Here is a 23,922-nt window from a genome sequence, read left to right as displayed (position 1 = left end):
GCCATGACTGCACTCTTAACTGTCCAAGACCTGTGTGTCGAATTCCCGACCCGGCGTGGTGTGCTCCAAGCCCTGGATCATGTGTCCTTTTCCATCGCCCCCGGCGAAGTGCTGGGTGTGGTGGGGGAGTCCGGTGCCGGCAAATCCCTGACGGGTTCCTCCATTATTGGTTTGCTCGATGCCCCCGGTCGCATCAGCGGCGGCCAGATTCTGCTGGAAGGCGAGCGCATCGACAATCTGAACCAGGACCAGATGCGCAAGATTCGTGGCCGCAAGATTGGCGCGATTTTCCAGGACCCGCTGACCTCGCTGAACCCGCTCTATACCGTGGGCCATCAACTGGCCGAAACCATCGTCACGCACCTGCCTCTGTCTTGGAAACAGGCACAAGAACGCGCCATCGAATTGCTGGAAGCTACCGGCATTCCGGCAGCGCGCGAGCGTATCGACCACTATCCGCACCAGTTCTCCGGCGGCATGCGCCAACGGGTGGTGATTGCGCTGGCCCTGGCGGCCGAGCCCAAGCTGATCGTGGCGGACGAACCCACCACGGCACTGGACGTGTCCATTCAGGCGCAGATTATCGACCTGCTGAAAAAGCTCTGTCGCTCGCAAGGCACCTCGGTCATGCTGATTACCCACGATATGGGGGTGATTGCGGAAACCGCCGACCGCGTGGCCGTGATGTACGCCGGTCGCATTATCGAGATCGGCCCTGTACAGGATGTAATCCAGAACCCCAGCCACCCTTATACCCGTGGCTTGATGCGTTCCATTCCCAATCTGCACGCGGGGCTGGAGCGTCTGGAGCAAATCCCCGGCAGCATGCCACGCCTGAACGCTATTCCGCCCGGCTGTGCCTTTAATCCGCGTTGTGATCGTCGCTTTGATCGCTGCCTGGTCGAACGCCCCGAGCTGTTGCCTGTTCCCCCACAAACACAGGCGGCCTGTTGGCTGCATGCACAGGAGTCCGCATGAGCGCCCCTAAACAAGCCCTGGTCCAGGTCAAGGACGCTGCCTGCTGGTTTGATGTGTCCCCGCCCTTGCTGGAACGTCTGGTCTACCGCAAACCCAAGGTAAACCTGCGTGCGGTCGATGGCGTCAGCTTCACCTTGAACAAGGGTGAAACCCTGGCGCTGGTGGGTGAGTCCGGCTGTGGGAAATCCACCGTGGCCCGTCTGCTGACGGGCCTGTATCCGCTGACACGTGGCGAGATTCTGTTTGATGGCCAGTCCCTGAAAACCATGGACAAGGCCAGCCAGAAGGCCATGCGCAAACGCCGTCAGATGATTTTTCAGGACCCCTATGCCAGCCTGAATCCTCGTTGGCGCGTGGGTCGCATCATTGCAGAACCACTGGTCACCCACACGGACATGAGCCGCGCCCAGCAAGACGCCAAAGTGGCCGAGCTGCTGACGCAAGTGGGCCTGAACCCCAGCGACGCCCAGCGCTACCCGCACCAGTTCTCCGGCGGCCAGCGCCAGCGTATTTCCATTGCCCGTGCTCTAGCTCTGCAACCCGAGTTCATCGTCTGTGACGAGCCCACCTCGGCGCTGGACGTGTCGGTCCAGGCACAGGTACTGAACCTGATGAAGGATTTGCAGCGCGAACTGGGGCTGACCTATCTGTTCATCTCACACAACCTGGCCGTGGTGCATCACGTGGCCGACCGGGTTGGCGTCATGTATTTGGGCCGGATTGTGGAAATTGCGCCACGCGACGATTTGTTCGCGCAGCCTCGCCACCCCTACACGCGCATGTTGCTGGGAGCCATTCCCGACATGAGCGGAGCGGGCAAAAGCCGCATCCCGGTCGCTGGTGAAGTGCCTAATCCACTGAACCCGCCATCGGGCTGTACCTTCCATCCACGCTGCCCGCTGGCCAATGATCGCTGCCGCCGCGAAGCCCCGGCTTTGCTGCAAACCGGGCAGCACGAAGTGGCTTGTCATGCTGTAGAAGAAGGGCGCGATCAGGCCTGATCGCTTGCGATGCCAACAGTAAAACCGCCCACGGCAACTTGCCGAATGGGCGGTTTTTTCTGATAATTGAGAATTATTCTCAGTTCTCATTGCCCGATTCTCTACCATTTTTCTGGTTGAGCAGGCACTACTGGAACGCATCATGCACAATGCCGCCTTCTCACCCGACACAGAATCGCTCTACCGGAATTACCACGGCTGGTTGCATAGCTGGCTACGACGAAGGCTAGGTAATTCCTTTGATGCGGCCGATCTGGCCCAAGACGTTTTTGTCCGACTGCTGCAAAAACCCCGTCAATTCGGCAGCGAACCCGAAGCACGTGTGTATTTGCGGCTCATGGCCAATGGCATGTGCGTGGACTTATGGCGACGCCGTCAGATTGAACAAGCCTGGCTGGAAGAGCTGGCCAACCGCCCGGCCGCCCTGGTTCCTTCTGCCGAACACCAGGCCCTGGTGCTGGAAGCCCTGCAAGAGATAGACAGCATGTTGCGCACCCTGCCTGCCAAAGTGGGCAATGCCTTTTTCATGGCCATGGCCGACGGCATGAGCAACCGGGAAATTGCAGAGGCGCTGGGCGTGTCCACACGCATGGTGCACCGATACCTTAGCCAGGCCATGCTGTGCTGCCTGAAGCTGGAAGCCCGCCATACCGCCTCTGACATGCCCGTGCATCAGGCCTCCTGCGTGCCCGAGCCACGCTGATTACCCGCCCCCATGAGCACCTCCGAACTGCATCCCAACGATACGCTGGAGCCTTCATTTGACGCGCTGGAGCAGGCCGCCGAATGGTTTGCCCTGCTGCGCTCGGACGAGGCCTCGGCCCAGGATCGACAAAGCTGGCAACGCTGGCTGGCCGCTCAGGCCGAGCATCGCAAGGCCTGGCAGTATGTAGAGCGCATCAGTGGCCGCTTTGAACCGATACAAAGCAGCGACAGCCGCCAGGCTGCCGTCCAAAGCTATTGCCTGGCCAACCGACGAATGGGACGCCGCCGCCAATTGCTGCTGGGCCTGGGCACACTGGCAGGCAGCAGTTTGGGCAGTTGGCTGGCCTGGCAGCATACGTCCTTGCCCGGCACAGTAATGGCCTGGTCAGCCGAGCATCGCACCGCCCGTGGTGAAGTCCACCAACTGACTTTGCCCGATGGCTCTACCGTTTGGCTCAGCTCCGACACTGCAATGAACCACGACTACCGAGGCAATCAACGGCTGCTCTCCTTGGTTCAGGGTGAAATTCTGATCGATACAGCGGCCGATCCTGCACGGCCCTTTCTGGTCGAAACCCGTCAAGGCTTGCTGCGTGCCTTGGGGACACGCTTTACGGTGCGACTGGACGGTCAGGAAACGTTTCTGGCGGTGTATCAAGGCGCGGTACAGGTGGACACGGCAAACAAGCGCCAGCAGCACATTATCCATGCCGGTCAGCAGACACAGCTTTCGCGTACCGAGATTGCGGCTACCACTGCTGTCCTGCCCGAGCGACAAAGCTGGACCAAAGGCATCCTCGTCACCGACAACACGCCCTTGATCGAGGTCGTGCGCGAATTGCAGCGCTATCGCGGCGGCCACCTTAGCGTCTCGCCCGAGGCGGCCCAGCTGCCTGTGATTGGCAGCTATCCCTCCACCGATCCGGACCGGGCCTTGAGAATGCTGGAAGGGGTGCTGCCCATTCGCATCAAACGAACCCTGCCCTGGTGGGTCAGCATTGAACTTGCCAAGCACTGACCTTGATTCAGACACACATTCACGGGCATCAGCCGCCGTGCATGACAAGCCGGTTTACGGGCCTATTCAAGCGGCCCAATGCTTCAAACCGGCTATTTCCACTTTTCCGAGTTCCGCTTTTCCTTGGCGTGTTCGATATACCTGATGAGGGCATCGTTTTACCCGTCTCCTGGCACAAAACCAGAATCTGACCAGGACACATGCAAACCGGCTCGCTCTCGCCGACTACACCGCTTCCAAGGAGCAGAATTCATCATGCCCGGCTATTCCCAGCCTGTCGCCCGAGGGGCGAACTCTTTTGGTGCCATGCACTTTTTCCGACCCGGTTTCAAACTAAGCCCCTTGGCCTGCGTGCTGCAACTCGCCCTGGCCAGCGGTGCATTGAGCCTGGCAAGCTGGCATCCTCAAGCCCACGCCCAAACCATCAACAGTGCGTCTGCCAAACAACAAAGCTACAGCATTCCAGCGGGCCCCTTGAGCACAGCGCTGGCTCGCTTTGCAAGCGTATCCGGCGTACTGGTCGCTGGAGCCGGTGAGCTGGCCAGGGACAGAAACAGCCCAGGCGTTTCCGGCACGTTTTCGCCCCAGGCCGCACTGGATGCACTGTTGGCCGGTACTGGCCTGACTGCTGTTGCCAGCTCGGATGGCAGCTACCATCTGCGCCAAGTCCCAGAGGCACCTGCCGGTGACGTCACCCAGCTGAGCACCGTAACCGTACGGGGACGACTCGATCCCAGAACCGAAGGCACAGGCAGCTACACCAACGCATCGGCAAGCTCGGCCACGCGCATGAACCTGACTGCACGTGAAACCCCGCAGTCGGTCAGCGTGATCACGCGCCAGCGGCTCGACGACCAGGGTTTACTCACGCTTAATGACGCACTCAAGCAGGCCACCGGCGTCAAGGTACAAGAAGGCGAAGTGTTGGGCACGACTTATCAGATCCGCGGCTTCTCACTGGATACGGCACAGCTTGACGGCGTGCCTGTCTCGCTGGGCGCAGGCGGCTCGGAAGCGGCCGCCGACATGGCCATCTACGACCGTGTGGAAGTGGTACGCGGCGCGGCGGGTCTGTTGCAGGGGGCCGGCAACCCGGGCGGCACGCTCAATCTGGTGCGCAAGCAACCCACCCGTGAATTTGCCGCCAGCGGCAGCGCGATGGTGGGATCGTGGAACAGCTATCGTGTGGAAGCCGACGTCTCCAGTCCACTCAACCACAGCGGTGATCTGCGTGGGCGGGTGGTGGCCGTGCACGACGACCGCGACTCCTTCGTGGATCACGTCAAGGAACGCAAGGAAGTGCTGTATGGCGTCTTGCAATACGACTTCACTCCCTCGATCACGGCCACCGTGGGGGTGGACCATCAGCGCACCAAGGGTACGCCCAACGGCACTGGCGTCGTCTTCTTTGACGATGGCGGCGATCTCGAACTGCCACGCAGCACTTACCTGGGTGCCGACTGGAACCACCGGGCCACCCGCAGCACCACCGTGTTCGGCGACCTGACCTGGGAGATGGACAACGGCTGGCAGACCAAGCTGTCGGCCAACCGCCAGCACTACGACGTAGACACGGTGTTTCTGTCCGCCTCGGGCGCGGGCGTGGACCGCAACACGCACCAGGGCCCACTCCTGAACTACGCACGAGCCAGCAGCCTGAACCGCACCCAGACCAGCGTGGACCTGTACGCCTCGGGCCCATTCTCCTTACTGGGCCGCAAGCATGAGCTGGTGGTGGGTGCGAACATGCGCCGCAATCCCACCGAAACCGACCAGGTGCCGCTGCGTGAATACGCCAGCATCCGGCCCGATGTCTTTAACTGGGACCCCACCTCGCTGCCTCCGCCCAATATTGGGCCTTATGAATCGCGCACCGCCACCACCACCAAGCAGTCGGGCATCTATACCGCTGCTCGTCTAAGCCTTGCCGATCCGCTCACCTTGATCGTGGGTGGTCGTTGGAGCTGGTGGGACTACAGCAGCGACAGCACCAATCTGCTCACCGGCGCCAACACGGCCTCCTCGAGCTACAAGGTCAGTGGCGAGTTCACACCGTACGCCGGTCTGATATTCGATCTGAACGATAACTACTCGCTGTACGCCAGCTATACCGACGTGTTCCGTCCGCAAAACGCCATCGATCGCAACGGCTCCTTGCTCAAGCCCATCGTGGGTGCCAACTACGAGGCGGGTATCAAGGGTGAATTCCAGGATGGCCGCGTGCAGGCTTCGCTGGCGGCCTTCCGTATCGAAGAAACCAACCGCGCCCAGACCGATCTGGACGGCCCCAAACCGTGCCCCTACACCACCAGCGACTACTGCTCGATTGCCTCAGGCAAAGTGCGCAGCGAAGGGATTGAGGCGGAGTTGACAGGTGAACTGGCCCCAGGCTGGAATCTGACGGCTGGCTATACCTACAACACCACCAAGTACGTGAAAGATGCGGCCAACCAGGGCAAGCCCTTCAACACGCGCACGCCAGAACATATGTTCAAGCTCTTTACCTCGTACCGCCTGCCCGGCTCGCTGCGTCAGTGGACGGTGGGTGGCGGCTTCACGTGGCAGACCAAATTCCTGTACGAGAACACGGCCGGCACGATCCGTATCGAGCAAAATCCTTACGCCGTGGCTGATCTGATGGTGCGCTACGACTTCACGCCCAAGGTTTCAGCCACCCTCAACCTGAACAACGTGTTCGACAAGAAGTACTACCGTTATATTGCCCACGAACGCGCCTACAACTACTACGGCGACCCACGCAACGTGATGCTGACGCTGCGCGCCCAATATTGACGCTGAACGTGATGAACAAGGTACTCAAGCGCTCTGATCGCAGCGCTCTGGGTATCTTGTGGTCGACGATACGCTGCACTACGGCGCTGCACCAAATGCCATATTCAGGCTTGAGCGCCAGAAGTCATTGGGCCACGAACGGGCTAAATGCAAAAAACGCGGTGTTTGCTGCCAGAGGCAGTGAACACCGCATTTTTTAATAAAGCCATCAGCGGGCCTGATGCGGCCCGGTGACATTCAATCAGTTCTGGTTCGCAGGTGCGAAATCGGCCAGGTGGCAGGACAGGATGTCGGCAATGGCACGATCATCCAGGCCACGGGAGCGCAGGTCTGCGGACAGGGCGTCCACATCCACACGAGCCAGTGGACGCTCTGCACCGCGAGGGCGGTCGTCGCGAACCACGCGGAAGTCGTAATCGCGCTGGGCGGTCTTGGCCACTTCGTAGTGCATGACTTCATCCACTTCGTTTTCCGGCGTGAAGGTCAGCACGGTAGGGCGCAGGGAATACAGGTCTTCGGAGTTCATCACATATTCGGTTGCGCAGATGATGACGGTGTCGCCCTTTTGACAGGTACGGGCCGCCGCACCGTTCAGGACCACACAGCGCGAGCCGGGTTCACCGAAGATCACGTAGGTAGAAATACGGGCGCCACTGTCCTTATTCCAGATTTCCACAAACTCCATGGGTAAAATGCCCGCTTGTTCGCAGATTTCAGGATCCAGTGTGATCGAGCCGTGATAGTTCAAGTCGGCACCGGTCACCTTGATACCATGCAGCTTGGCACGGACCACTTTTTTCATGACAACACTCTCTAGAAACAGGTCCCCTGTAACGGACACCTAAGCTTGGCTAAAACGCGGCTTGCGCTGCGCCCTTAGCCCGATCAGGGCTGCGGGAAAGACTGCATCATAAACCCAGAAATGCGCGCAAATCCGTTTAGACCCACAGATTTGTACGGGAAAACCACAGCATCAATGATTTGCCTGACGGCCAGTCTGTGCTGTAATCCCCTCTGCCGCGTCGCGCCGGTCTTTTTTATTTTCAATACGATACCGTTTTCCATGCCCAACCTGCTCATCGAGAATATTCACAAACGCTATGGTTCCCTGGAGGTCCTCAAGGGAGTCTCTCTCAGCGCGGAGCCGGGCGATGTCATCAGCCTGATCGGGTCCAGTGGTTCGGGCAAAAGTACGTTTCTGCGTTGCATCAACTTTCTGGAAACGCCCAATTCCGGCCGTATCGTCATTAAGGGCGAGGAACTGAAAACCCGTCTGGACCCCAAAACGGATGAACTGGTTGCGGTAGATAAACAACAGCTCAAGCGCCTGCGCACCAGCCTGGCCATGGTGTTCCAGCACTTCAATCTGTGGTCCCACATGACGGTGCTGGAAAACATTACCGCCACGCCCATTCATGTCCAGGGCATGGACAAGGCGCAGGCCATTGCCAAAGCGGAGCTGTATCTGGACAAGGTGGGCCTGTCGCGCGATCTGGCCAAACAATACCCGGCCTTCTTGTCGGGCGGCCAGCAGCAGCGTGTGGCGATTGCCCGAGCGCTGGCGCTGGAACCTGAAGTGATGCTGTTTGACGAGCCAACCTCGGCACTGGACCCCGAGCGTGTGGGCGAGGTTCTGCGCGTTATGCAGAATTTGGCCGAAGAAGGGCGCACGATGGTGGTGGTTACCCACGAAATGAGCTTTGCGCGCAACGTCTCCAGCAAGGTGGTGTATCTGCACGAAGGTCAAATCGAGGAAGAAGGCCCGCCAGAAGAAGTGCTGGTGTCGCCACGCAGCCCCCGTTTGGCGCAATTTCTGGCGGCGGGCGGTTCGTCCAAGGGCTAAGGTGCCCGCCTACGGCGCGCAATACGGATTGACGGGTCTGTGACTGGCTATCTGCCCCTTGGGTCGATCGGATCGACCAGTCACCGAGCAATCGCGAAGCAGTAGGTTCGCCAAGCCTGCCAGGCTGCGACACGACGGAAACATCGAAAAACCGGATCGCCGGGCCGCCGGATCGCCGGGCCGCCGGATCGCCAGACAGCCGAATGTATATCAGCAGGTACAACAGCCCAAAGACTTCGGCCACACTCTGAGCAGACATAAAGCAAACGGCGCCTTGCGGCGCCGTTATGCATTTGCAACCATCCTAATGAAGCCGCCAACCAGCAGCTTCTGACTACAGCCCTGCTATCAGGACTTGGGACGTGGCATATCAAACAAGGCCAGGTCCGTAATCTCAAAGTAATCGCCAGGACCACCACCACGCAGAATCGGACGTGGGATCGCGGTACGGTAAATGCCGTCCACGATGCTGTTGGGCGACACATGCACGCCGACCACTTCACCCAGCACCATCCAGGTGTTCAGATCCTTGCCTTCCGAGTCTTTCAGCTGAAAGTGCGTCGTCACCTTGCACTCCAGCGAGGCATGGCTCTCGCCCACGCGGGGGGCATCAATCAGGCGGGAATCCACAGGCGTCAGGCCCGCGACTTCAAACTCGCGCACATCTTGTTCCAGGCTGGTCATGTTCATGGGTTCGGCCAGATCACGGGTAGCCAGATTCCAGGTAAAGACGCCGGTTTCAATTGCGTTGCGCACGCTGTCTTTGTAGCCCACGCTGGAAAAAGCGATGACAGGCGGGCGATAGTTGAACACGTTGCAGAAGCTGTATGGAGCCAGGTTCAGCACACCTTCCTTGCTTTTGGTGCCAATCCAGCCGATGACACGGGGACCCACAATAGAACTGATCGGGTCGTGGCGCAGTCCATGGCCTTGTGTGGGTTCGTAGAAGTGAAAGTCTTTCTGCACGGTTCTCTCTGTTAATAAACACAACAAACTAAACGGGACTGCGGGAAATCCCGGTGGCCCACTGATATACTTTACAACTAAAATAAAGCCGCTGCAAACCGTTGAAACTCAAGGTTTTACGTATCCTTCCTGCCTTTCAGAACCATCTAGGCACATGAAACATGGAAAATAAGCCCGATCACTGGGCACGTGTAGCTTCTGCTGACCTGGAACACGTGCGCAAATCTGTCAGCGATATGTTCAAGTCGCACCAGCTCAAGCAGCTACGTGCCGATCAGACCCTGCAAACCCGGCTGCGTCACGCCCAGTTTGGTCAGGTCGCCTTGAGCCGCCTGGGCTATGGCGCCGACGTACACATACAACCTGATCACCTGGCCGGTTTCTACCTGGTCCAGATGCCCCAATACGGCACCGCCAAAATTCGCTGCGGTGGCCAAACTGTGGACTCCAGTCCCTACGCCGCCACGATCCTGAATCCCAACGAGGATGTGGACATGGTCTGGCACGCCAATAATGAGCAATTAATGCTCAAGATAGACCGCAATCTGGTGGAACAGGCTGCCCGTGGCATGGGCTTGGACGTAGGCCCGCAAGGTTTGCTGTTTCCGGTACGCCTGGAGGCGCATACCCAGCCTTCCTGGCAAATCATGCTGCGCTACGTGCTGGACTGTGCACGCAACTACGAGGACATTCGCCGCTCGCCGCTGATTATCAACCAGCTGGAGCAATTGGCGGTGACAACCTTGCTGGATCTGCACCCACCGACTCAGATTCAGGCCCTGAACCCCACTCGCATCCTGCCGCGCCATTTGAAGAAAGTAGCCAGCCATTTGCATGAGCAGGCTCATTTGCCGGTCACAGTAGACGAACTCAGCACCATTGCGGGCGTGAGCTCCCGTACCTTGCAACAAGCCTTCCGAGACCACTACGGCGTCAGCCCCATGCAGTACCTGCGTCAGGTTCGTCTGGACCGTCTGCGCCACGAACTGATCCATTCCAACGAACCTCACCTGACGCTGGCCGACCTGGCCATGCGCTGGGGCTTTGCACACCAGGGCCGTTTCAGCGCCGAATACCGCAGCCGCTTTGGCGAAACGCCTAGCGAGACCCTGCAACGAGTGCGCGGCGGCCAGCACTAAGCTGACCGCCTCACCCGTCCTCTCACCCCTTTAAGATACGCTGGGCTGCCAGATAGCCGGATTGACCACCCAGGCCAGGGCCTGGATGCACCGACGCACCAATTTGATGCAGATTGCGCCAGGGCGTGGTGCCACTGCGCGCGTTCTTGTGTCCTGCAAAAGGACGCATGAAAAAGAACTGATCCGGTGAGCACACCCCGCTATACGGATCGCCCCCCACCAGATTCATGTTCAAGGCTTCCAGATCCGCCGGGCTGACACTACGACGCCCGATAATCTTGGCAGCCAGGCCAGGCATGACGGTTTCCAGACGGGCCTGAACGCGATCGGCCATCGCCTCGCGCACGGCTTCGTTCCAGCGTCCATCCGCTGGCACAGGAATCTCGCCCGCTTCATCGCCTTTGATGTGACGCGGCAGCTCCTGCATTTGTACCCATAGAATCCAGTGCCCTTCCGGTGCACGAGTCACATCCACCGCCACCGGCTGGCCCACGGCCAAGGTCGGTTTGGCAGGCAGATAGCCATTGCTGGCCGTCACCACCGAAGAGCACACCTGCTCCATGCTTTCCGTCACATGCACCATAGGGACATGGCGCAGCTCCGGGTCAAGCCAGTCGGGCGGGGAATTCAAGGCAAAGTGTATCTGCATGCCGCCCCGGCCATAGTGATAATCCTGGGCGGACTTCAACAGCTCGGGTTCTACTTCCGGCAACAAGTCGCCGTACAGCTGACCGGGCGTCACATTGCAGACCACCGCACGGCGGGCCAGATAGCGCTGCGTACCCACACACACGCCGGTGGCTTTATTGCCTTCCACCAGCACGCGATCCACATGGGAATTGGTCAGTACCGCCCCACCTGCTTCTTCAATAATGCGGGTAAAGGCTTTCACAATCTGATAACTGCCGCCTTTGACGACAGGCATACCGCCACTGACCACAGCACTGAACGTCAGCTTGCCGATCAGGGCCGAGCTGGCTTCATCCGGGCCCAAACCGCTATGCAGCACCCAGGGAGCAATCATGGCGCGGGCCAGGTCGCTGCGCAGTTCGCGCATGGCCCAGCGCCGAAAGCTTTCCAGCGCTTGCGAGCCAAAGGACATCAAGCCATCCAGCCCCCGCTCGCGCCAGGCACCAAAGGCCAGTTTGGCCATGGGCCAACGGTAAGGCTCACCGCCCAGCAAGCCAAATACCAAACCGGCATCCGGGCCAAACATGCGAGCCGCCATGGCACCCAAGGCATCGCCTTCACCCGGCATCAAGTCATTGAAGCGACGTACGGTGTCGTCCATATCCTGACGCAAGGCCAGCGACGGGCCACCAGGAATGGCCAGACCCGTGCTGTATTCGCCTTTGACAAACTCCAGACCGGCTTTGGCCAAGGGTTCAGCCAAAGTGGCATAGGATGCACCGCCCATGAACAAGGGATACCAACTGGACAGCACATCATGGGTAAAACCGGGGAACAGCTCTTGCGTACGGATGCAGCCCCCGGCCACCGCATTGCGCTCCAGCACTGTCACCGACAAACTCCGCTGGGCCAACAAGGCGGCACAGGTCAGGGAGTTCATCCCGCTGCCGACAATGACTACATCAGCGCTGTGCGCATCACTCATTTCAACGGTCTCCGCTAGGCGTGGTCAGGTTGGCGAAACGGCCACGGTGAAACACCGCAGGCTCGTGTTCGGTCAGCGTGGTGTGGCGCACCACACGGCCAATAAACAAGGTATGGTCACCACCCTCGTGCTGACGGTAGTTCTCGCACACAAAGGTCGCCACACAATCGTCCAGCAGTGGCACGCCTTCTTCACCATCCACATGCGAGACCAGGGCAAACTTGTCCTTGACCTGGGAGTTGGCAAACCCCAGGGCCACGGGCACTTGCTCCTGGCTGATCACGTTGATCGCAAAGTGGCTGCACTTCTCGAAAATTTCCAGGCTGGGCGAGTGATTCACCAGGCTCCACATCACCAGGGGCGGCTCCAGCGACAGGGACGTAAAGGAGTTGATGGTCAGACCCACCGCCCGGCCATCGGGACAACGAGTCGTGACAATGGCCACACCCGTTGGAAAATGGCCCAGTGCCTGGCGAAACGCACGGCTATCGACCACATTCAAATTGGACGGTGTGGGTTTGGCGTCAGCGGCTGCCAACGCTTGGGCAGACACGGCCTGCCGCTGGGCAGCGGTTTGGGACGAGGAGTCTTGCAGCGTTGCGGTGGGGGTCATGATACGTCTCCTTGAATACTATCTATCAGGCAGCCACAGATTGGCTGCGAGTCTTCTCGATCAATGCCTGAGCGGCACTCAGATCTTCCCAGGCCGGGAACAGAACCGGTGGGTGGTTGAAACTGTTGGCCAGGAAATGAGCCAGGGCGGGCGATTGCTGAGCCGAGGTCAACAAGGCAAAAGAAGAATCGGTTGGTGGCTTCAACATGGAGTTGGTCCAGCGCACCACCAGATTGGCGTAATCCCAGTAACGCTCGAACGTTTCCTGCATCCAGTTACGGTCAAACGCGCCTTCACCACGTTGCAAGATGCTGTCCAGATACACTTGGGCGGCTTTGGCAGCGTTGTTGGAACCTTGGCCGGTAATGGGGTCGTTCACGACCACGGCATCACCCAGACCCAGCACCATGCGGCCCGAAGGCAGCGTCAGCACAGGTTTACGAACTGTGGGAGGGAAAGCACCGGACAGGTAACCCTGAGCGTCAGTCAGTTCCACATTACGGGCTCGGTCGCCTTCCCAAGGCAGGAATTCGCGCAGGAAAGAAACGCTTTGCTCCAAATGAGCTTCGGGCGTCTTGGCATCGCGGAAACGATCCAGTGGGCCACCGGGCACGCCTTCGAACACCATGATGTCGCAGGGACCGGACAGGGTCAGCGAGGGGAACACAAAGTATTCGCCCACACCGGGGATGAAGTTAAAGGACACGCGCGAGTATTCAGGCGTAGGCTCCAGACCATGTACATAGGTCAGGGCCAGGGCGCGCTGAGGCTTGTCGTACATGGAACGCTGATCGTCACGCTCGAACAGCTTGACCACTTCGCCCTTGCCGGCAGCCAGCATGGTCAGGTCGTACTCCTGGGTGATGCGCTCCAGTTCGGCCACGCCCACGTCTTCCATGATCAGCTTGCCGCCACGCTGCTCGAACAGCTCCAGCCAGTAAGGCATTTTTACGCGCTGGTCAGTTGCCTGGGCTTCACGATCCAGACGGCCGCTCCAGTCCACGGCTTTGGTGTCAGGCTGTTCAGGGTTGGGCAGAGCAAAGCCAATGCCTTGTACAGGCGGGCATTCGTCGTCCCAGAAATTCAGGCCCAGACGGCGCTCTACGTCCAGCGCCTCGGCAAACATGCACTGGCTGGACATCACGCGGCCACCACGAACATCGTCGGGACTGCGGTTGGTGAAAACGGCTACGTCGTAGCCCTTGGCCAAAAGACCGAATGCAACGGGCATGCCAGCCTGGCCAGCGCCCACAATAGCAACTTTACGCATGATTTTTTCCTTCTGAGGGAGCTAAGGACGCCACTGCGGCGGCGTCCTGGTTTTTCTTATTCAGCCAATTTGGGAATGGCGGGTACACCTTGCTCTGGGCCCATGGCCGAGTAGCCGCCATCAACGGCGTAATCGGCACCGGTCACGAAACTGGCGGAATCCGAGAGCAGGAAGGACACGACTTCGCCCACTTCCTGGGGATCGCCCACGCGGCCCAGCATGTGAAATGCCGAGGCCACGCGATCGGTTTTGGCGCGATCGCCGCCCGTCAGCTCGTCCATCACACGCGACCAGATCCAGCCGGGCGAGACCGAGTTCACGCGGATGCCGTCAGGCGCAAAGTCCAGCGCCATGCTGCGTGTCAGTTGCAACAAGGCAGCCTTGGAAACCGGGTACAACCACCGCCCGGTTTGAGCAATCGAGGAGGAGATCGACGTGAAGTTGACGATGGAACCACCACGCGGCAACAAGGGACGCACCGCCTTGGCCGCCTGCACGGCGCTAACCAGGTTGATGTCCAGTGCCTTGAGCCAGTCAGCACGGCTGGACGCCATGCCTTCATCCAGATAGGAACAGGCCAGGTTGACCAGACCATCCACACGGCCAAAATGCGCCTGCACCTGCTCGATGGCGGCATTCAGGCTGTCATCGCTGGTAATGTCCACTTCCCAGAATTTGGCTTTGGCGGCATCGTTGCCTACGGCTTTCTGGCCACCTGCAGCATCAATATCAAACACGGCCACACGTGCGCCGTAGCCCATCAGCACCTCGACCACACCTGCGCCTACACGCGTTGCGCCGCCGGTAACGATGACTACCTTATCCTTCAGTCCTTTCATGTCGCTCTCCTGCCGCGGGCCCTTAGAACGGAACCGCTACTTTTACAAAAAATTGTTTTCCTTCGGGACGGCCACGTACGCCAAGATCCTGCTGGTACTTGGCCGTAATCAGCAGACCCTTGTCATTGGCATAACGCAGGCTGGGACCAATGGCGAAGGCACGAGCCTTGCTGTCACCGGCCATGGGGCCACGGTCGCTTTCAATCTGTTGATAGGCGTAACCACCCACACCCAGCACCAGCCCATTGCCAAAACCCCAACCCACGGCGTAATCGGCGTGAATGGCTTTACCTGTACGGGTTTCGGTGTCGCTGTTGCGGAAGTTGAAGTCCACCATCATCTTCAAATCCAGGTTGATGCCGCTGGGCTGCATGTAGCTGAACGCAGCAGCGGGCTGAATGGCCCAGTAGTTGCGGCCCAGGTTGGCGCTGTCGGTCACTTTGTAGCGACCAGTCGGGGCAACAAAGTCCACGCCCAGGATGTAGTGCATCTTCTCGCTGGGGTGAAAGCCCAAGGCCGGACCAAACACCACGTCACCCAGACCGCTACGGCGCTGGGACTGACCGGCGGCTTGCGCCTTGACGGTCAGCAGGGGAGCCAGGGCATGAAATGCCAACTGGCCACCAAACACCTGCTGGTCCGTCACCCAGACCAGACGCGGCGCAACCATTGCCACATCGACCTTGAAGTCAGGAATAGGCAACTTGTCGCCGTTCTTGTCACGCACCGAGTCGTAACGCATGGCACCGCCGTACATCAGCAAGTGCACTCCGGGTGGCGGCAGGGCACCACTCATGAAGTTTTCCAAACCATCGGGATAAATAGGCAGGCCGTTGCCCTCAATGGCACAGGCCGGGCCAGCGCCCAATACCCCTGCACCCAGAACCACTGCTGCTATTTTTTTATTGATGTCCCCCACGTCCGTTCTCCTTTTGTTTTTTAGGTATGACGATGGAGCCAATGGTAGAAGTGCTCTTTTTGTCGGTATATCCACTTTGCGCAGCGCCTAGCCAATAAGCGCAAGAAGCCGCAAAAGCAGGGAAAACCCCGATTTGGTTTAGATTTAAAGGATGACGATCAGTAAGGCCGTTAAACGCTGTGTTTCAACGGGTATCTGAGATAATTCCTCGCTTCCCGCCCAGTAAATAATCAATATCACCTGGGCCTGAACACCCAGGACGGCGAGCGATGTGTAATACCGTCGTCGTGGACCTGGCCACAAACACGCCGCTTCATCTCGATGAGCCCAACTCTCTCTTTTGCTGAATCCCGATTCAGCCAGCCTTTGCTCGGCCGCCGTTTTGGTGCCTGGGCCTTTATTACTTTTGCGGTGCTGGCCCTGATGGCTACGTGGGCCATTTATTGGCTCACCCCCATGATCTCGGACGACTTCAATTACGCCAACAAAGGCATTGCATGGACGTCGATCAAGCAACATTATCTGCAATGGAGCGGTCGTCTGGTCTCGGATACGCTCTCCAGCGCCATGCTCACGCTGGCTCCGGGATGGCTGAAAGCCACACTGAATACAGCGGCCCTGTTTGGCCTGGTCACGGTGCTGACAGCACTGGGGGCCCAACTGGCCGGACGAGCCTTGCTCCCGTCTTTACTGCTGCTGGTGTTCACCTTGTATTGGCTGGTCAACCCCCATCTGGGGCAAACCACATTCTGGTTGGTAGGCGCCGCCAACTACCTGTGGCCCAATCTGTTCAACTTCGGTTTTGTGCTGGCCTTTATTTACTACTTGCAAAAGGGCAAGCCCTCTGTGATCACAGGCTTGGCGCTCTGCCTTCTGGGCCTGCTAGCCGGTTGTTCCAATGAAAACACCGGCATTATCAGCTGGTGTTTGCTGGCGTATCTGGGCCTAAGGCACTTTCAGCGCACAGGTTCGCTCGGTTCATGGCATCTGGTTTGGTTGCTCTGTATGGGGCTGGGAGTCGCCGTGCTGGTCCTGGCGCCGGGCAATCAAGCACGCGCAGAGGTCTTTGCTCATTGGTATGACCAGCCTTTGTTATGGCGCATTGGGGAGCATTTTGGTCGTCGTTTCCCGGACGCCCTATTGCGGTACTGGGGGGTGATTCTAGTGATGCTGGTTTGGCGCTTTGCCATAGGGCCTGCGTCTTCTGAATCTGTACGCCGGGCAATGTGGCTGCTCATTGGCGCATCGCTTCTGGCCAATGCCATTCTGGTTCTGGCACCTAATATCCCCAAGCGAGCCTTGAATGGCGGCTTGATGTATCTGCTGGTGGCCTTGTCTATTTACGGACATGATTTATTGGCGCAAGGGCAACGCGCTATACCTATGCAGCGCAACCTGTTAGTAACCTTGGGGGCCTGCGGCACGCTATGGCTGGTGTCCAGCGGATTAATGCTGCGCAGCTATCACGGCACCTGGGAGCAGGATCAGGTACGACGCGCTATCTTGGCCGATGCCCACAAGCATCAGCGTCATCACGTAAAACTACCCAAGTATTTTTTCCTGCCCACGTTGCGTTCGCGGGATCGCTTCGATATGCACTTTGACCCCAAAGCCATGGCCCGATACTTCCGGAGCAAGGCGGTGATCAATGAATATGCCGTCAATCAGCACTATGACCTGGAGACGGGGGCACCACCGCCCACGCCTTAAAGCTTGAGGACTTGTGCATTTCCTCCGCTGCAAGCCGATTCAGGCCCTGGGGGGTCTGGCAGGGCGAGTCAGACTACTTGCCGCAGGCAAGGGAGAGCGTAGGGATGCAAGCATCCTGCTGTTTGAGCCGGACGCTTGTACTTGGTCCGGGGGACCAAGTACCCGGCGAGTTCAGGATGCGCCCGTAGCTATCTCTTGACCAGGGCACCGGCGCGCAGCACCGGCAAGCGGTCAGCCCAGCCAGACCCGTCGGGGCCGGAAGCGGCGTTTTACAGGGAGAAGCGTCGACCAGGACTACAGCAGCAACCCGGCTGCCTATCCTTTGCCTTCACAACAGCCCCTCCAAAAAACACAAAAAAACCCCGCTCTCCCAAAGGAAAGCGGGGCCAAGACTGTAGTGTGTCTCTTGCTGCGTATTACTTGGCAGCGCTCAGCTCTTTGATCTGCTCGCGGAAGTAGGCCAGCGCAGCTTTACCGTCGATGCCCTTCTTGTCAGCGGCCTTGATCCAGTCTTCTTCAACAAAGGCCAGACGCTCTTTCAGCTGATCAGCCGCTGCACCTTCAATGCGCAGGGTCTTCAAGCCAGCTGCAGTGTGCTTTTCAATGGCCTGTTGCTCAGCCACTTGCCACTTGGAACCGAAGTCATTGGCAATCCATTCGCCGCTGATTTTTTCGATAGCAGCGCGATCGGCTTCAGACAGACTCTTCCACTTGCGCTCGTTCATGAACATGTACTGACTGGATTTGCCAAAGCCACCTTCCACGGACACCGCGGTCTTGACCAGCTTGTCCAGTTTCCAGTTATCCAATTGGTCGTACTGGAAGTACATACCGTCAATCACGCCACGCGACAGCATTTCATAGCTGTCCGATGCAGGCGCGTTCACCGTCACGATACCCAACGCTTTACCGATGGCATCAAACAAGGGGCTAGGCGAGCGCAGCTTCTTGCCTTTCAGATCATCAATGCTCTGCACATTGTCCTGGCTGGTGAAAATAACGGTCGCGGGGCTGGTCCACATACCCAGCAGTTTCACGCCCCTATGCTCGTTGGCACCCATCATGAATTTTTCGTAGGTGCGCCAGTAGGCAACCGAGTTCACGCCGCCATCATCCGTGGTGAAAGGCAGTTCAGCAAATTCGATCAGCGGGAAGCGGTTAGCCGTGTAGCTGTGTACCGACATGCCCATATCAGCAATACCGTTACGCACCAGATCCAGGTGAGCCTGCGGCTTGCCCAAGGCGTTGATGAACTCCACCTTCACGCGGCCTTCAGTGGCTTTTTCCACTTCCTGGGCCCAGGGCTCGAACATATTGGTCACAATAAAGTGGCCTGGAGGCATCCACTGGGAAAACCGCAGGGTGGTAACTTCAGCCGCAACCGAAGGCATGGTCGGTGCCAGGGCTGCTGCAGCCAGGCCCAGGCTCAAGGCCAATTTTTTGAAAACACGCATCTCGACTCCTCGTAAATTATTTTGCTGCCGGGCCACTACAGCCCGGCGTCTTGGCCACTTGATGGGACGTTAAGCAGGTCCTGGACCTGCACACCCGGCGGCTTTACTGCTGCCCGGATCACAACTGCATCCGGGCCGGGTTTACATACTGTTCGGGACAACCAGAACAATCCAGGGGACAAACACCAGCAAGAGCAAACGCACGATATCCATCATTACAAAGGGAGTCACACCCCGAATAATGGTGCCCAAAGGAACATCGGGCATCACGTTCTTGATCATGAAAATGTTCAGACCCAACGGAGGGGTAATCAGACTGATTTCAGCAGCCACCACCACGATGATGCCGAACCACACCAGATCAAAGCCCAGAGAGGCCACAATCGGGTAGAAGATAGGCACCGTCAGCATGACCATGGACATGGTTTCCAGGAAACAACCCAGAACCAGGTAAATGGCGCAGATAATCAGAATCACCACAATGGGCGAGACATCAATACCCTGGATGAAGCCCAGCAACTGATTGGGCAAACCAGCCACGGTCAGGAAGTTGGTAAAGACCAGCGCACCAATCACCAGCGCAAACATGATGGCCGTGGTTTGAGCGGCTTCAATCAGCACCGTCAGGTACATGCGAGGCTGCCAGCCACGACGCTTCAGGGTCAGCAAGAAGGTCGCTGCAGCGCCAATACCCGCCGCTTCTGTCGGGGTGAAGACACCCCCGTAAATACCGCCCATGATGACGATGAACAGCACGGTAATGGCCATCACGCCTTTGGTCGCCTCAAAGCGCTCGCGCCAGCTGGCCTTCTCGCCAGGACGGCCCAGATTCGGGTTGATCGCGGTAATGATCATCACCGTGATCAGGTACATCAGCATGGCGATCATGCCGGGCAAAAAGCCTGCCGCAAACAGCTTGCCAATGTCGGTTTCGGTCAGAATCCCGTAGACCACCATCATCACGCTGGGTGGAATCAGAATGCCCAGCGTGCCGCCTGCCGCAATACTGCCGGTAGCCAGACGGTCGTCGTAGTTGTACTTGCGCATATTGGGCATGGCCACACGCCCCATGGCCGCGGTGGTGGCCATACTGGAGCCACACAGTGCACTAAAGGCACCACAGGCAACAATCGTGGCCATCGCCAGACCACCACGTAGGTGGCCAATAAAGGCGTGAGCGGCTTTGTACAGGTCCTTGGACAAGCCCGAGGCATTGACCAGATTACCCATCAAGATGAACAGCGGCAGCACGGTAAAGCTGTAGCTCATGGCCGTGTCGTAGCTGGTCTGCGCCGCCATGGTCAAGGCCGCTTCCATGCCGGTAAAGAAGGCAAAACCCAGCGTACCAACCAGCAACATGCCCCAGGCAATGGGCAAACCCAGAAATAAGCTACCCAGCAGGACAGCCAGTCCGATAATAGAAATCAACATGAAAAAACTCCGTCTTTATCGGCTTGGAGAGCTAAAAATCTTGAACAGGGAAGCCACAGTGGCAATGCCGGTCATGGTGGCGATGATGTAGGCAAACGGGGCAATAGGCACTTGCAAGGCGTTGCTCATATCGCCGTAGTCGGCCAACTCGTTGGCGTGACTCCACAGGTAGACAGTCAGCACGGCCAGCATGACGGTAGAGACCACATTGATCACAAATTGCTGGATACGACGCGCCACTGGACCTAGCCAGGCGTCAATCAGACTGACGGTCAGGTGTTGCTGGTGCCAGGTGACACGCGGCAAGGCCGCAAAAATCAGCACGCCCAGCAAGAGTTCGCTGGCTTCATAAGCGCCCAGCAAAGGGGCGTGAAATACATACCGGCCTATCACGTCCACGGTAGTGATCCCTGTCATCAGGATCAAGATGACCACACAGGCAGCATCCAGAATTGTCTCTACAACTCGTACTACTCCACGTGAACGCACCAGCTCCATTCCTGGCAGATCGTCGTTCATTACAGCTCCACTCTTTTTGGCCAGCGAAGGCCCGTTTTTTGGGTCATCATGCACCCCGAAAAATCGACGCGCATTGTTATATTTCTGTTCTAAATAGTTTATAGATGAACAAATCCAGGTAAATAGAAAGAAACCCTTAATTCCATCCAAAATCATGGAATCGTGGTTTCTATCTCACATAGCAAGAAATACGGTCACAAACCAGCTCGCTTGTCCTGTGCAAGAGCTGATAAAAACTGCCGGAACAGGCGTGAGTCATGGCTTGGCGCAATGTCGAGCAGGCGAACATTGGCTTTAAGAAGAGCAATAAAAGCATCAGCCGACTAGCAATCAGGCAGCATCCGGACCGGTAGCCAAACCCTCAGGCCCAGGTGTTTCATGTGACAAAAAGAGAGCCGAAAATGAACAGGCCCCTCACGTGTTGGACATACTTCCATGCGATGCGAGCAGGTCTGAAACAGCAACTTTTGACACCAAAAACCGGGGATAAAAAGCCAAAATCGGCCTCTGCGACAAAGAAAAAAACTTAGGCAGCAAAAAATCCCGGCACCGCTGACCAGCCGCCACCAATCAAGACGGTCCCTTCAGCCGTTTGTTTAAACGACACTCGCCGCCCGACATGCTGGAACAGATAGTCCATCAAGGGGGCTGTGCCATCCAAAAGCAAAAAACCCCCTTGGTTTTCCAAGAGGGTTTTATATGCCGTCAAGCAAATGGACTCGCTCCTGAACGCACTCAAAGCGCGATCACGGGCAGTCCCCTTGCCCATCAATCAGATCGTCAGCGTACCCACGCTGGCACCGCCGCAGACATACAGCGTCTGGCCGGTGATAAAGCTGTTTTCAGGGTCCGAGAAGAACATGGTTGCGCGACTGATGTCATCCGCACGGCCCAGACGCTTCACAGGGATCGCAGCAGCCAGCTTGGCTTCGCGCTCGCTACCGGCTTCGACCACGTCGTAGAACATATTGGTAGTGATGGGACCGGGGGCAATCACGTTGACGGTAATGCCTTGGTCCGCCAGTTCCAGCGCCCAGGTACGGGCCATACCCAACATGCCTGCCTTGGTCGCCGCGTAAGCAGTACGGGTTTGCAGACCCAGCGCACCCCGCGAGGACATCAGCACGAGGCGGCCAAAGTGGCGCTCGCGCATGCCAGGAACGACCGCCTGGGTAATCTGCAAGGCAGCACCCAGGTGAATCTGGGTCAGACCCTGCAAGTCTTCCAGCTTGACCTCGTCCAGCAAGGCCGGCCAGATCACGCCTGCGTTGTGGATGAAGTGGGTCACTTCAAAGCGCTCGGCAATATCCTTGGCGGCTTTTTCGGTTGCTGCTGCATCCAGCAAATCCACCTGCACGCAGTGCAGACGCTCGTGTGTCCAGGGCAGGACATTGCGCGCCATGCTGATCACGGTGTAACCCTGATCCAGCATCTTGCGGCAAATGTCTTCACCAATACCGGTGCTGCCGCCCGTCACAATGGCGGTGTATTGAGCTTGTGTCATCTTGATTGTCTCCAGGCTAATTCAGGGCGCAGGGCGCGCCACCAGCACGGCTACGCCGCCAGCATCCAGCTCCAGACTCAGGCGCACTTTCTCGTCCGCCTGCCCGCCTTCGGGCAAGTGGGCGATGGCAAAAGGGCCGCAATCCAGGGCAACTGTGCCGATACGCCAGGGCAGTCGTGCCTGAAAGTAGGGTTCGTTGCTGTGATGCAAGGTGGTCGTGGCCTGCAGAACACCCGTGTCGGCAACGGCCTGCCAGTTCAGCGTCGTGTGCAGGCAATGGCCGCACACATCGCGGGCGGGATACTGCACCGTGCCGCAGGACGGGCACACTTGCAGGGCGAATTCGCCGCGTTGGGCGGCTTCGGTCAGTCCGGCTGCCGTGGCGCTGCGTGCACCCGGTGGCAAGATTTGGGTATCGCTCATCACTGCCCCCGTTCCAGCAAGGCCGCAGCAGTACAAATGCCGCGGTCGTAATTAATCATGCCAAAGCCGGACACCAGGCCGATGCGGGCATTGGCCACTTGCGTGTCGCCTGCGGTATCCGTCAATTGGCGCAAGGCCTGAACCAGTCCCAGGTAGCCGCCTGCTGCACCGGCCTGGCCTACCGATAGCTGTCCGCCGCTGGTATTGAAGGGAAAGCTGCCGTCCACCGTAAAAGTGTTCTTACGGATGAACTCCGGGCCTTCGCCCTTGGCGCAGAATCCCAGGTCTTCAAACTGCAGGACGTTGATGACGGGGTAGTCATCGTAGGTTTCCATGAAATCCACGTCTGCCGGGGTGAGGCCCGCATGTTCGTAGAACGCATCCTTGTCCATGGCCCAGCCACCGCGATGCTGCACAGGGTCTTCAGGGAAAGCGTTGTGACGCTCGATGGTAGAACGGATACGCACATAAGGCAGGCCCAGTGCTTCGGCCTGTTCACGACGCATGACCAGATAGCCTTCGGCTCCAGCACACGGCATCACGCAGTCAAACAAGTGGATGGGGTCGGCAATGACGCGCGCCTCCATGTACTGTTCCAGCGTCAGCGGTTTTTTCATCAGGGCATGCGGATTGCGCAACGCATTATCGCGCTGGGCGACGCACAGCTTGCCGAAGTCTTCACGCGTGGCACCATAGTGACGCATGTAGTAGTCCGTCAGCAGCGCAAAGCTGGCGTTGGGGCCACCGGCACCGTATGGGTAGACGGCATCCTGCGAGAAACGCGAGAAGCCCGACACCGTGTTCTTGAAGGACTCACGGTGATTGGTATCGCCCGCAATACACGCCACGATGGACGCATCGCCACACTGCACGGCACGAGCCGCACGGCGCATGGCCACCACACCGCTGGCTCCACCCATAGGGATGTGGTCCAGCCAGCGTGGGCTCATCTGAAAATGCTGCATCACGCCTACGGCAGTGTCCGAACCCAGCGTGAAGCTGGATACGCACACACCATCGACGTCGGCTTTTTTCAGGCCGGACTGGGCCAGCAACTGGCCCAATGCCGCACCCAGCCACCAATGCGCGGTCTGCTCGGAATGGCGCTCGTAGGGAATGGTCACCGGAGCGACCAGCACCACATCGTCATAGCCCTGACGGGCTGCTTGCGGCAAGGCCATG

Annotated in this window: 21 protein-coding genes; 8 read left to right on the top strand and 13 right to left on the bottom strand. The window is 58.4% G+C overall.

Annotation, left to right across the window (positions count from 1 at the left end; genetic code table 11):
- Positions 1-3: 3 nt before the first annotated feature.
- From NIZ92_RS00440 to NIZ92_RS00420, 5 genes are all read left to right on the top strand, one after another.
- The gene (locus NIZ92_RS00440; RefSeq protein WP_021447138.1) at positions 4-978 is read left to right on the top strand and encodes an ABC transporter ATP-binding protein; all 975 of its coding nucleotides are present in this window, start codon (positions 4-6) and stop codon (positions 976-978) included.
- Positions 975-1,979: an ABC transporter ATP-binding protein gene (locus NIZ92_RS00435; RefSeq protein ID WP_254002511.1), complete on the top strand. Its 1,005-nt coding sequence runs from the start codon at positions 975-977 to the stop codon at positions 1,977-1,979. Before NIZ92_RS00440 ends, NIZ92_RS00435 begins: the two co-directional genes overlap by 4 nt.
- A 142-nt stretch (positions 1,980-2,121) precedes the next feature.
- The gene (locus tag NIZ92_RS00430) at positions 2,122-2,682 is read left to right on the top strand and encodes a sigma-70 family RNA polymerase sigma factor (protein WP_226349110.1); all 561 of its coding nucleotides are present in this window, start codon (positions 2,122-2,124) and stop codon (positions 2,680-2,682) included.
- Positions 2,683-2,694: 12 nt separating this feature from the next.
- Positions 2,695-3,702 carry a FecR domain-containing protein gene (locus NIZ92_RS00425; RefSeq protein ID WP_254002510.1) on the top strand — a complete coding sequence of 336 codons (1,008 nt, stop codon included), beginning with the start codon at positions 2,695-2,697 and terminating at the stop codon, positions 3,700-3,702.
- Positions 3,703-3,957: 255 nt separating this feature from the next.
- Entirely contained in the window at positions 3,958-6,495 is a 2,538-nt protein-coding gene (locus NIZ92_RS00420) for a TonB-dependent siderophore receptor (RefSeq protein ID WP_254002509.1), read from the top strand.
- A gap of 241 nt (positions 6,496-6,736) precedes the next feature.
- Here the strand turns inward: NIZ92_RS00420 and panD are convergent, their stop codons facing one another.
- On the bottom strand, positions 6,737-7,297 hold the full coding sequence (gene panD, locus NIZ92_RS00415) for an aspartate 1-decarboxylase (protein WP_009461218.1): 561 nt from the start codon (positions 7,295-7,297) through the stop codon (positions 6,737-6,739).
- 261 nt (positions 7,298-7,558) lie between these two features.
- On the opposite strand from panD, the gene NIZ92_RS00410 reads away from it, so the two are divergent.
- The gene (locus tag NIZ92_RS00410) at positions 7,559-8,338 is read left to right on the top strand and encodes an ABC transporter ATP-binding protein (RefSeq protein ID WP_009461219.1); all 780 of its coding nucleotides are present in this window, start codon (positions 7,559-7,561) and stop codon (positions 8,336-8,338) included.
- Between the two features lie 348 nt (positions 8,339-8,686).
- Here the strand turns inward: NIZ92_RS00410 and NIZ92_RS00405 are convergent, their stop codons facing one another.
- Positions 8,687-9,304, bottom strand: coding sequence for a flavin reductase family protein (locus NIZ92_RS00405; RefSeq protein WP_035269337.1), 618 nt, complete (start codon positions 9,302-9,304; stop codon positions 8,687-8,689).
- A gap of 161 nt (positions 9,305-9,465) precedes the next feature.
- Here NIZ92_RS00405 and NIZ92_RS00400 point away from each other — a divergent pair, with 161 nt between their 5' ends.
- A complete protein-coding gene (locus NIZ92_RS00400) occupies positions 9,466-10,443 on the top strand; it encodes an AraC family transcriptional regulator (RefSeq protein WP_035269338.1) in 978 nt (325 codons plus the stop codon).
- A gap of 22 nt (positions 10,444-10,465) precedes the next feature.
- On the opposite strand, the gene NIZ92_RS00395 is transcribed toward NIZ92_RS00400, so the two are convergent.
- Genes NIZ92_RS00395 through NIZ92_RS00375 form a run of 5 tightly spaced genes read right to left on the bottom strand, consistent with a single transcriptional unit; the run spans position 10,466 to position 15,690 of the window.
- Positions 10,466-12,058, bottom strand: a complete 1,593-nt coding sequence (locus tag NIZ92_RS00395) for an NAD(P)/FAD-dependent oxidoreductase (protein ID WP_254002508.1) — start codon at positions 12,056-12,058, stop codon at positions 10,466-10,468.
- A 1-nt stretch (position 12,059) separates the two neighbouring features.
- A complete protein-coding gene (locus NIZ92_RS00390; protein WP_009461223.1) occupies positions 12,060-12,671 on the bottom strand; it encodes a flavin reductase family protein in 612 nt (203 codons plus the stop codon).
- A 25-nt stretch (positions 12,672-12,696) separates the two neighbouring features.
- Positions 12,697-13,941 (bottom strand): styrene monooxygenase/indole monooxygenase family protein, encoded by a 1,245-nt coding sequence (locus NIZ92_RS00385; protein ID WP_009461224.1) that lies wholly within the window; start codon positions 13,939-13,941, stop codon positions 12,697-12,699.
- 56 nt (positions 13,942-13,997) lie between these two features.
- Positions 13,998-14,780, bottom strand: a complete 783-nt coding sequence (locus tag NIZ92_RS00380) for an SDR family oxidoreductase (RefSeq protein ID WP_035269344.1) — start codon at positions 14,778-14,780, stop codon at positions 13,998-14,000.
- Positions 14,781-14,802: 22 nt separating this feature from the next.
- Positions 14,803-15,690, bottom strand: a complete 888-nt coding sequence (locus NIZ92_RS00375; protein ID WP_035269964.1) for a transporter — start codon at positions 15,688-15,690, stop codon at positions 14,803-14,805.
- 330 nt (positions 15,691-16,020) lie between these two features.
- Here NIZ92_RS00375 and NIZ92_RS00370 point away from each other — a divergent pair, with 330 nt between their 5' ends.
- Positions 16,021-17,409 carry a DUF6056 family protein gene (locus tag NIZ92_RS00370; RefSeq protein ID WP_254002507.1) on the top strand — a complete coding sequence of 463 codons (1,389 nt, stop codon included), beginning with the start codon at positions 16,021-16,023 and terminating at the stop codon, positions 17,407-17,409.
- A 416-nt stretch (positions 17,410-17,825) separates the two neighbouring features.
- Here NIZ92_RS00370 and NIZ92_RS00365 read toward each other — a convergent pair whose 3' ends face one another.
- The 6 genes from NIZ92_RS00365 to NIZ92_RS00340 form a co-directional block, all read right to left on the bottom strand.
- Positions 17,826-18,863: a TRAP transporter substrate-binding protein gene (locus tag NIZ92_RS00365; RefSeq protein ID WP_035269350.1), complete on the bottom strand. Its 1,038-nt coding sequence runs from the start codon at positions 18,861-18,863 to the stop codon at positions 17,826-17,828.
- A 141-nt stretch (positions 18,864-19,004) separates the two neighbouring features.
- Entirely contained in the window at positions 19,005-20,294 is a 1,290-nt protein-coding gene (locus NIZ92_RS00360) for a TRAP transporter large permease (RefSeq protein WP_021447142.1), read from the bottom strand.
- Positions 20,295-20,309: 15 nt separating this feature from the next.
- Positions 20,310-20,813 carry a TRAP transporter small permease gene (locus tag NIZ92_RS00355; RefSeq protein ID WP_009464436.1) on the bottom strand — a complete coding sequence of 168 codons (504 nt, stop codon included), beginning with the start codon at positions 20,811-20,813 and terminating at the stop codon, positions 20,310-20,312.
- 772 nt (positions 20,814-21,585) lie between these two features.
- Positions 21,586-22,317, bottom strand: coding sequence for an SDR family NAD(P)-dependent oxidoreductase (locus tag NIZ92_RS00350; protein ID WP_254002506.1), 732 nt, complete (start codon positions 22,315-22,317; stop codon positions 21,586-21,588).
- A gap of 21 nt (positions 22,318-22,338) precedes the next feature.
- Positions 22,339-22,740, bottom strand: coding sequence for a Zn-ribbon domain-containing OB-fold protein (locus NIZ92_RS00345; protein ID WP_026483927.1), 402 nt, complete (start codon positions 22,738-22,740; stop codon positions 22,339-22,341).
- Positions 22,740-23,921: a thiolase family protein gene (locus NIZ92_RS00340; protein ID WP_021447145.1), complete on the bottom strand. Its 1,182-nt coding sequence runs from the start codon at positions 23,919-23,921 to the stop codon at positions 22,740-22,742. Before NIZ92_RS00340 ends, NIZ92_RS00345 begins: the two co-directional genes overlap by 1 nt.
- Position 23,922 lies beyond the last annotated feature (1 nt).

Origin of the sequence: Alcaligenes sp. 1735tsa3, from assembly GCF_024134565.1 — a bacterium.
GTDB lineage: Bacteria > Pseudomonadota > Gammaproteobacteria > Burkholderiales > Burkholderiaceae_B > Alcaligenes > Alcaligenes phenolicus.
Note: the sequence above shows the minus strand (reverse complement) of the source record. Positions and strands in the feature narration are given on the sequence as shown.

Excerpts from the sequence above, each read along its gene's own strand:
- NIZ92_RS00365 (WP_035269350.1), bottom strand. The coding sequence starts at position 18,863 with ATGCGTGTTTTCAAAAAATTGGCCTTGAGCCTGGGCCTGGCTGCAGCA.
- NIZ92_RS00345 (WP_026483927.1), bottom strand. The coding sequence starts at position 22,740 with ATGAGCGATACCCAAATCTTGCCACCGGGTGCACGCAGCGCCACGGCA.
- NIZ92_RS00390 (WP_009461223.1), bottom strand. The coding sequence starts at position 12,671 with ATGACCCCCACCGCAACGCTGCAAGACTCCTCGTCCCAAACCGCTGCC.
- panD (WP_009461218.1), bottom strand. The coding sequence starts at position 7,297 with ATGAAAAAAGTGGTCCGTGCCAAGCTGCATGGTATCAAGGTGACCGGT.
- NIZ92_RS00360 (WP_021447142.1), bottom strand. The coding sequence starts at position 20,294 with ATGTTGATTTCTATTATCGGACTGGCTGTCCTGCTGGGTAGCTTATTT.
- NIZ92_RS00370 (WP_254002507.1), top strand. The coding sequence starts at position 16,021 with ATGAGCCCAACTCTCTCTTTTGCTGAATCCCGATTCAGCCAGCCTTTG.
- NIZ92_RS00435 (WP_254002511.1), top strand. The coding sequence starts at position 975 with ATGAGCGCCCCTAAACAAGCCCTGGTCCAGGTCAAGGACGCTGCCTGC.
- NIZ92_RS00395 (WP_254002508.1), bottom strand. The coding sequence starts at position 12,058 with ATGAGTGATGCGCACAGCGCTGATGTAGTCATTGTCGGCAGCGGGATG.
- NIZ92_RS00385 (WP_009461224.1), bottom strand. The coding sequence starts at position 13,941 with ATGCGTAAAGTTGCTATTGTGGGCGCTGGCCAGGCTGGCATGCCCGTT.
- NIZ92_RS00425 (WP_254002510.1), top strand. The coding sequence starts at position 2,695 with ATGAGCACCTCCGAACTGCATCCCAACGATACGCTGGAGCCTTCATTT.
- NIZ92_RS00420 (WP_254002509.1), top strand. The coding sequence starts at position 3,958 with ATGCCCGGCTATTCCCAGCCTGTCGCCCGAGGGGCGAACTCTTTTGGT.
- NIZ92_RS00430 (WP_226349110.1), top strand. The coding sequence starts at position 2,122 with ATGCACAATGCCGCCTTCTCACCCGACACAGAATCGCTCTACCGGAAT.
- NIZ92_RS00440 (WP_021447138.1), top strand. The coding sequence starts at position 4 with ATGACTGCACTCTTAACTGTCCAAGACCTGTGTGTCGAATTCCCGACC.
- NIZ92_RS00400 (WP_035269338.1), top strand. The coding sequence starts at position 9,466 with ATGGAAAATAAGCCCGATCACTGGGCACGTGTAGCTTCTGCTGACCTG.
- NIZ92_RS00355 (WP_009464436.1), bottom strand. The coding sequence starts at position 20,813 with ATGAACGACGATCTGCCAGGAATGGAGCTGGTGCGTTCACGTGGAGTA.
- NIZ92_RS00410 (WP_009461219.1), top strand. The coding sequence starts at position 7,559 with ATGCCCAACCTGCTCATCGAGAATATTCACAAACGCTATGGTTCCCTG.
- NIZ92_RS00380 (WP_035269344.1), bottom strand. The coding sequence starts at position 14,780 with ATGAAAGGACTGAAGGATAAGGTAGTCATCGTTACCGGCGGCGCAACG.
- NIZ92_RS00340 (WP_021447145.1), bottom strand. The coding sequence starts at position 23,921 with ATGGCCTTGCCGCAAGCAGCCCGTCAGGGCTATGACGATGTGGTGCTG.
- NIZ92_RS00350 (WP_254002506.1), bottom strand. The coding sequence starts at position 22,317 with ATGACACAAGCTCAATACACCGCCATTGTGACGGGCGGCAGCACCGGT.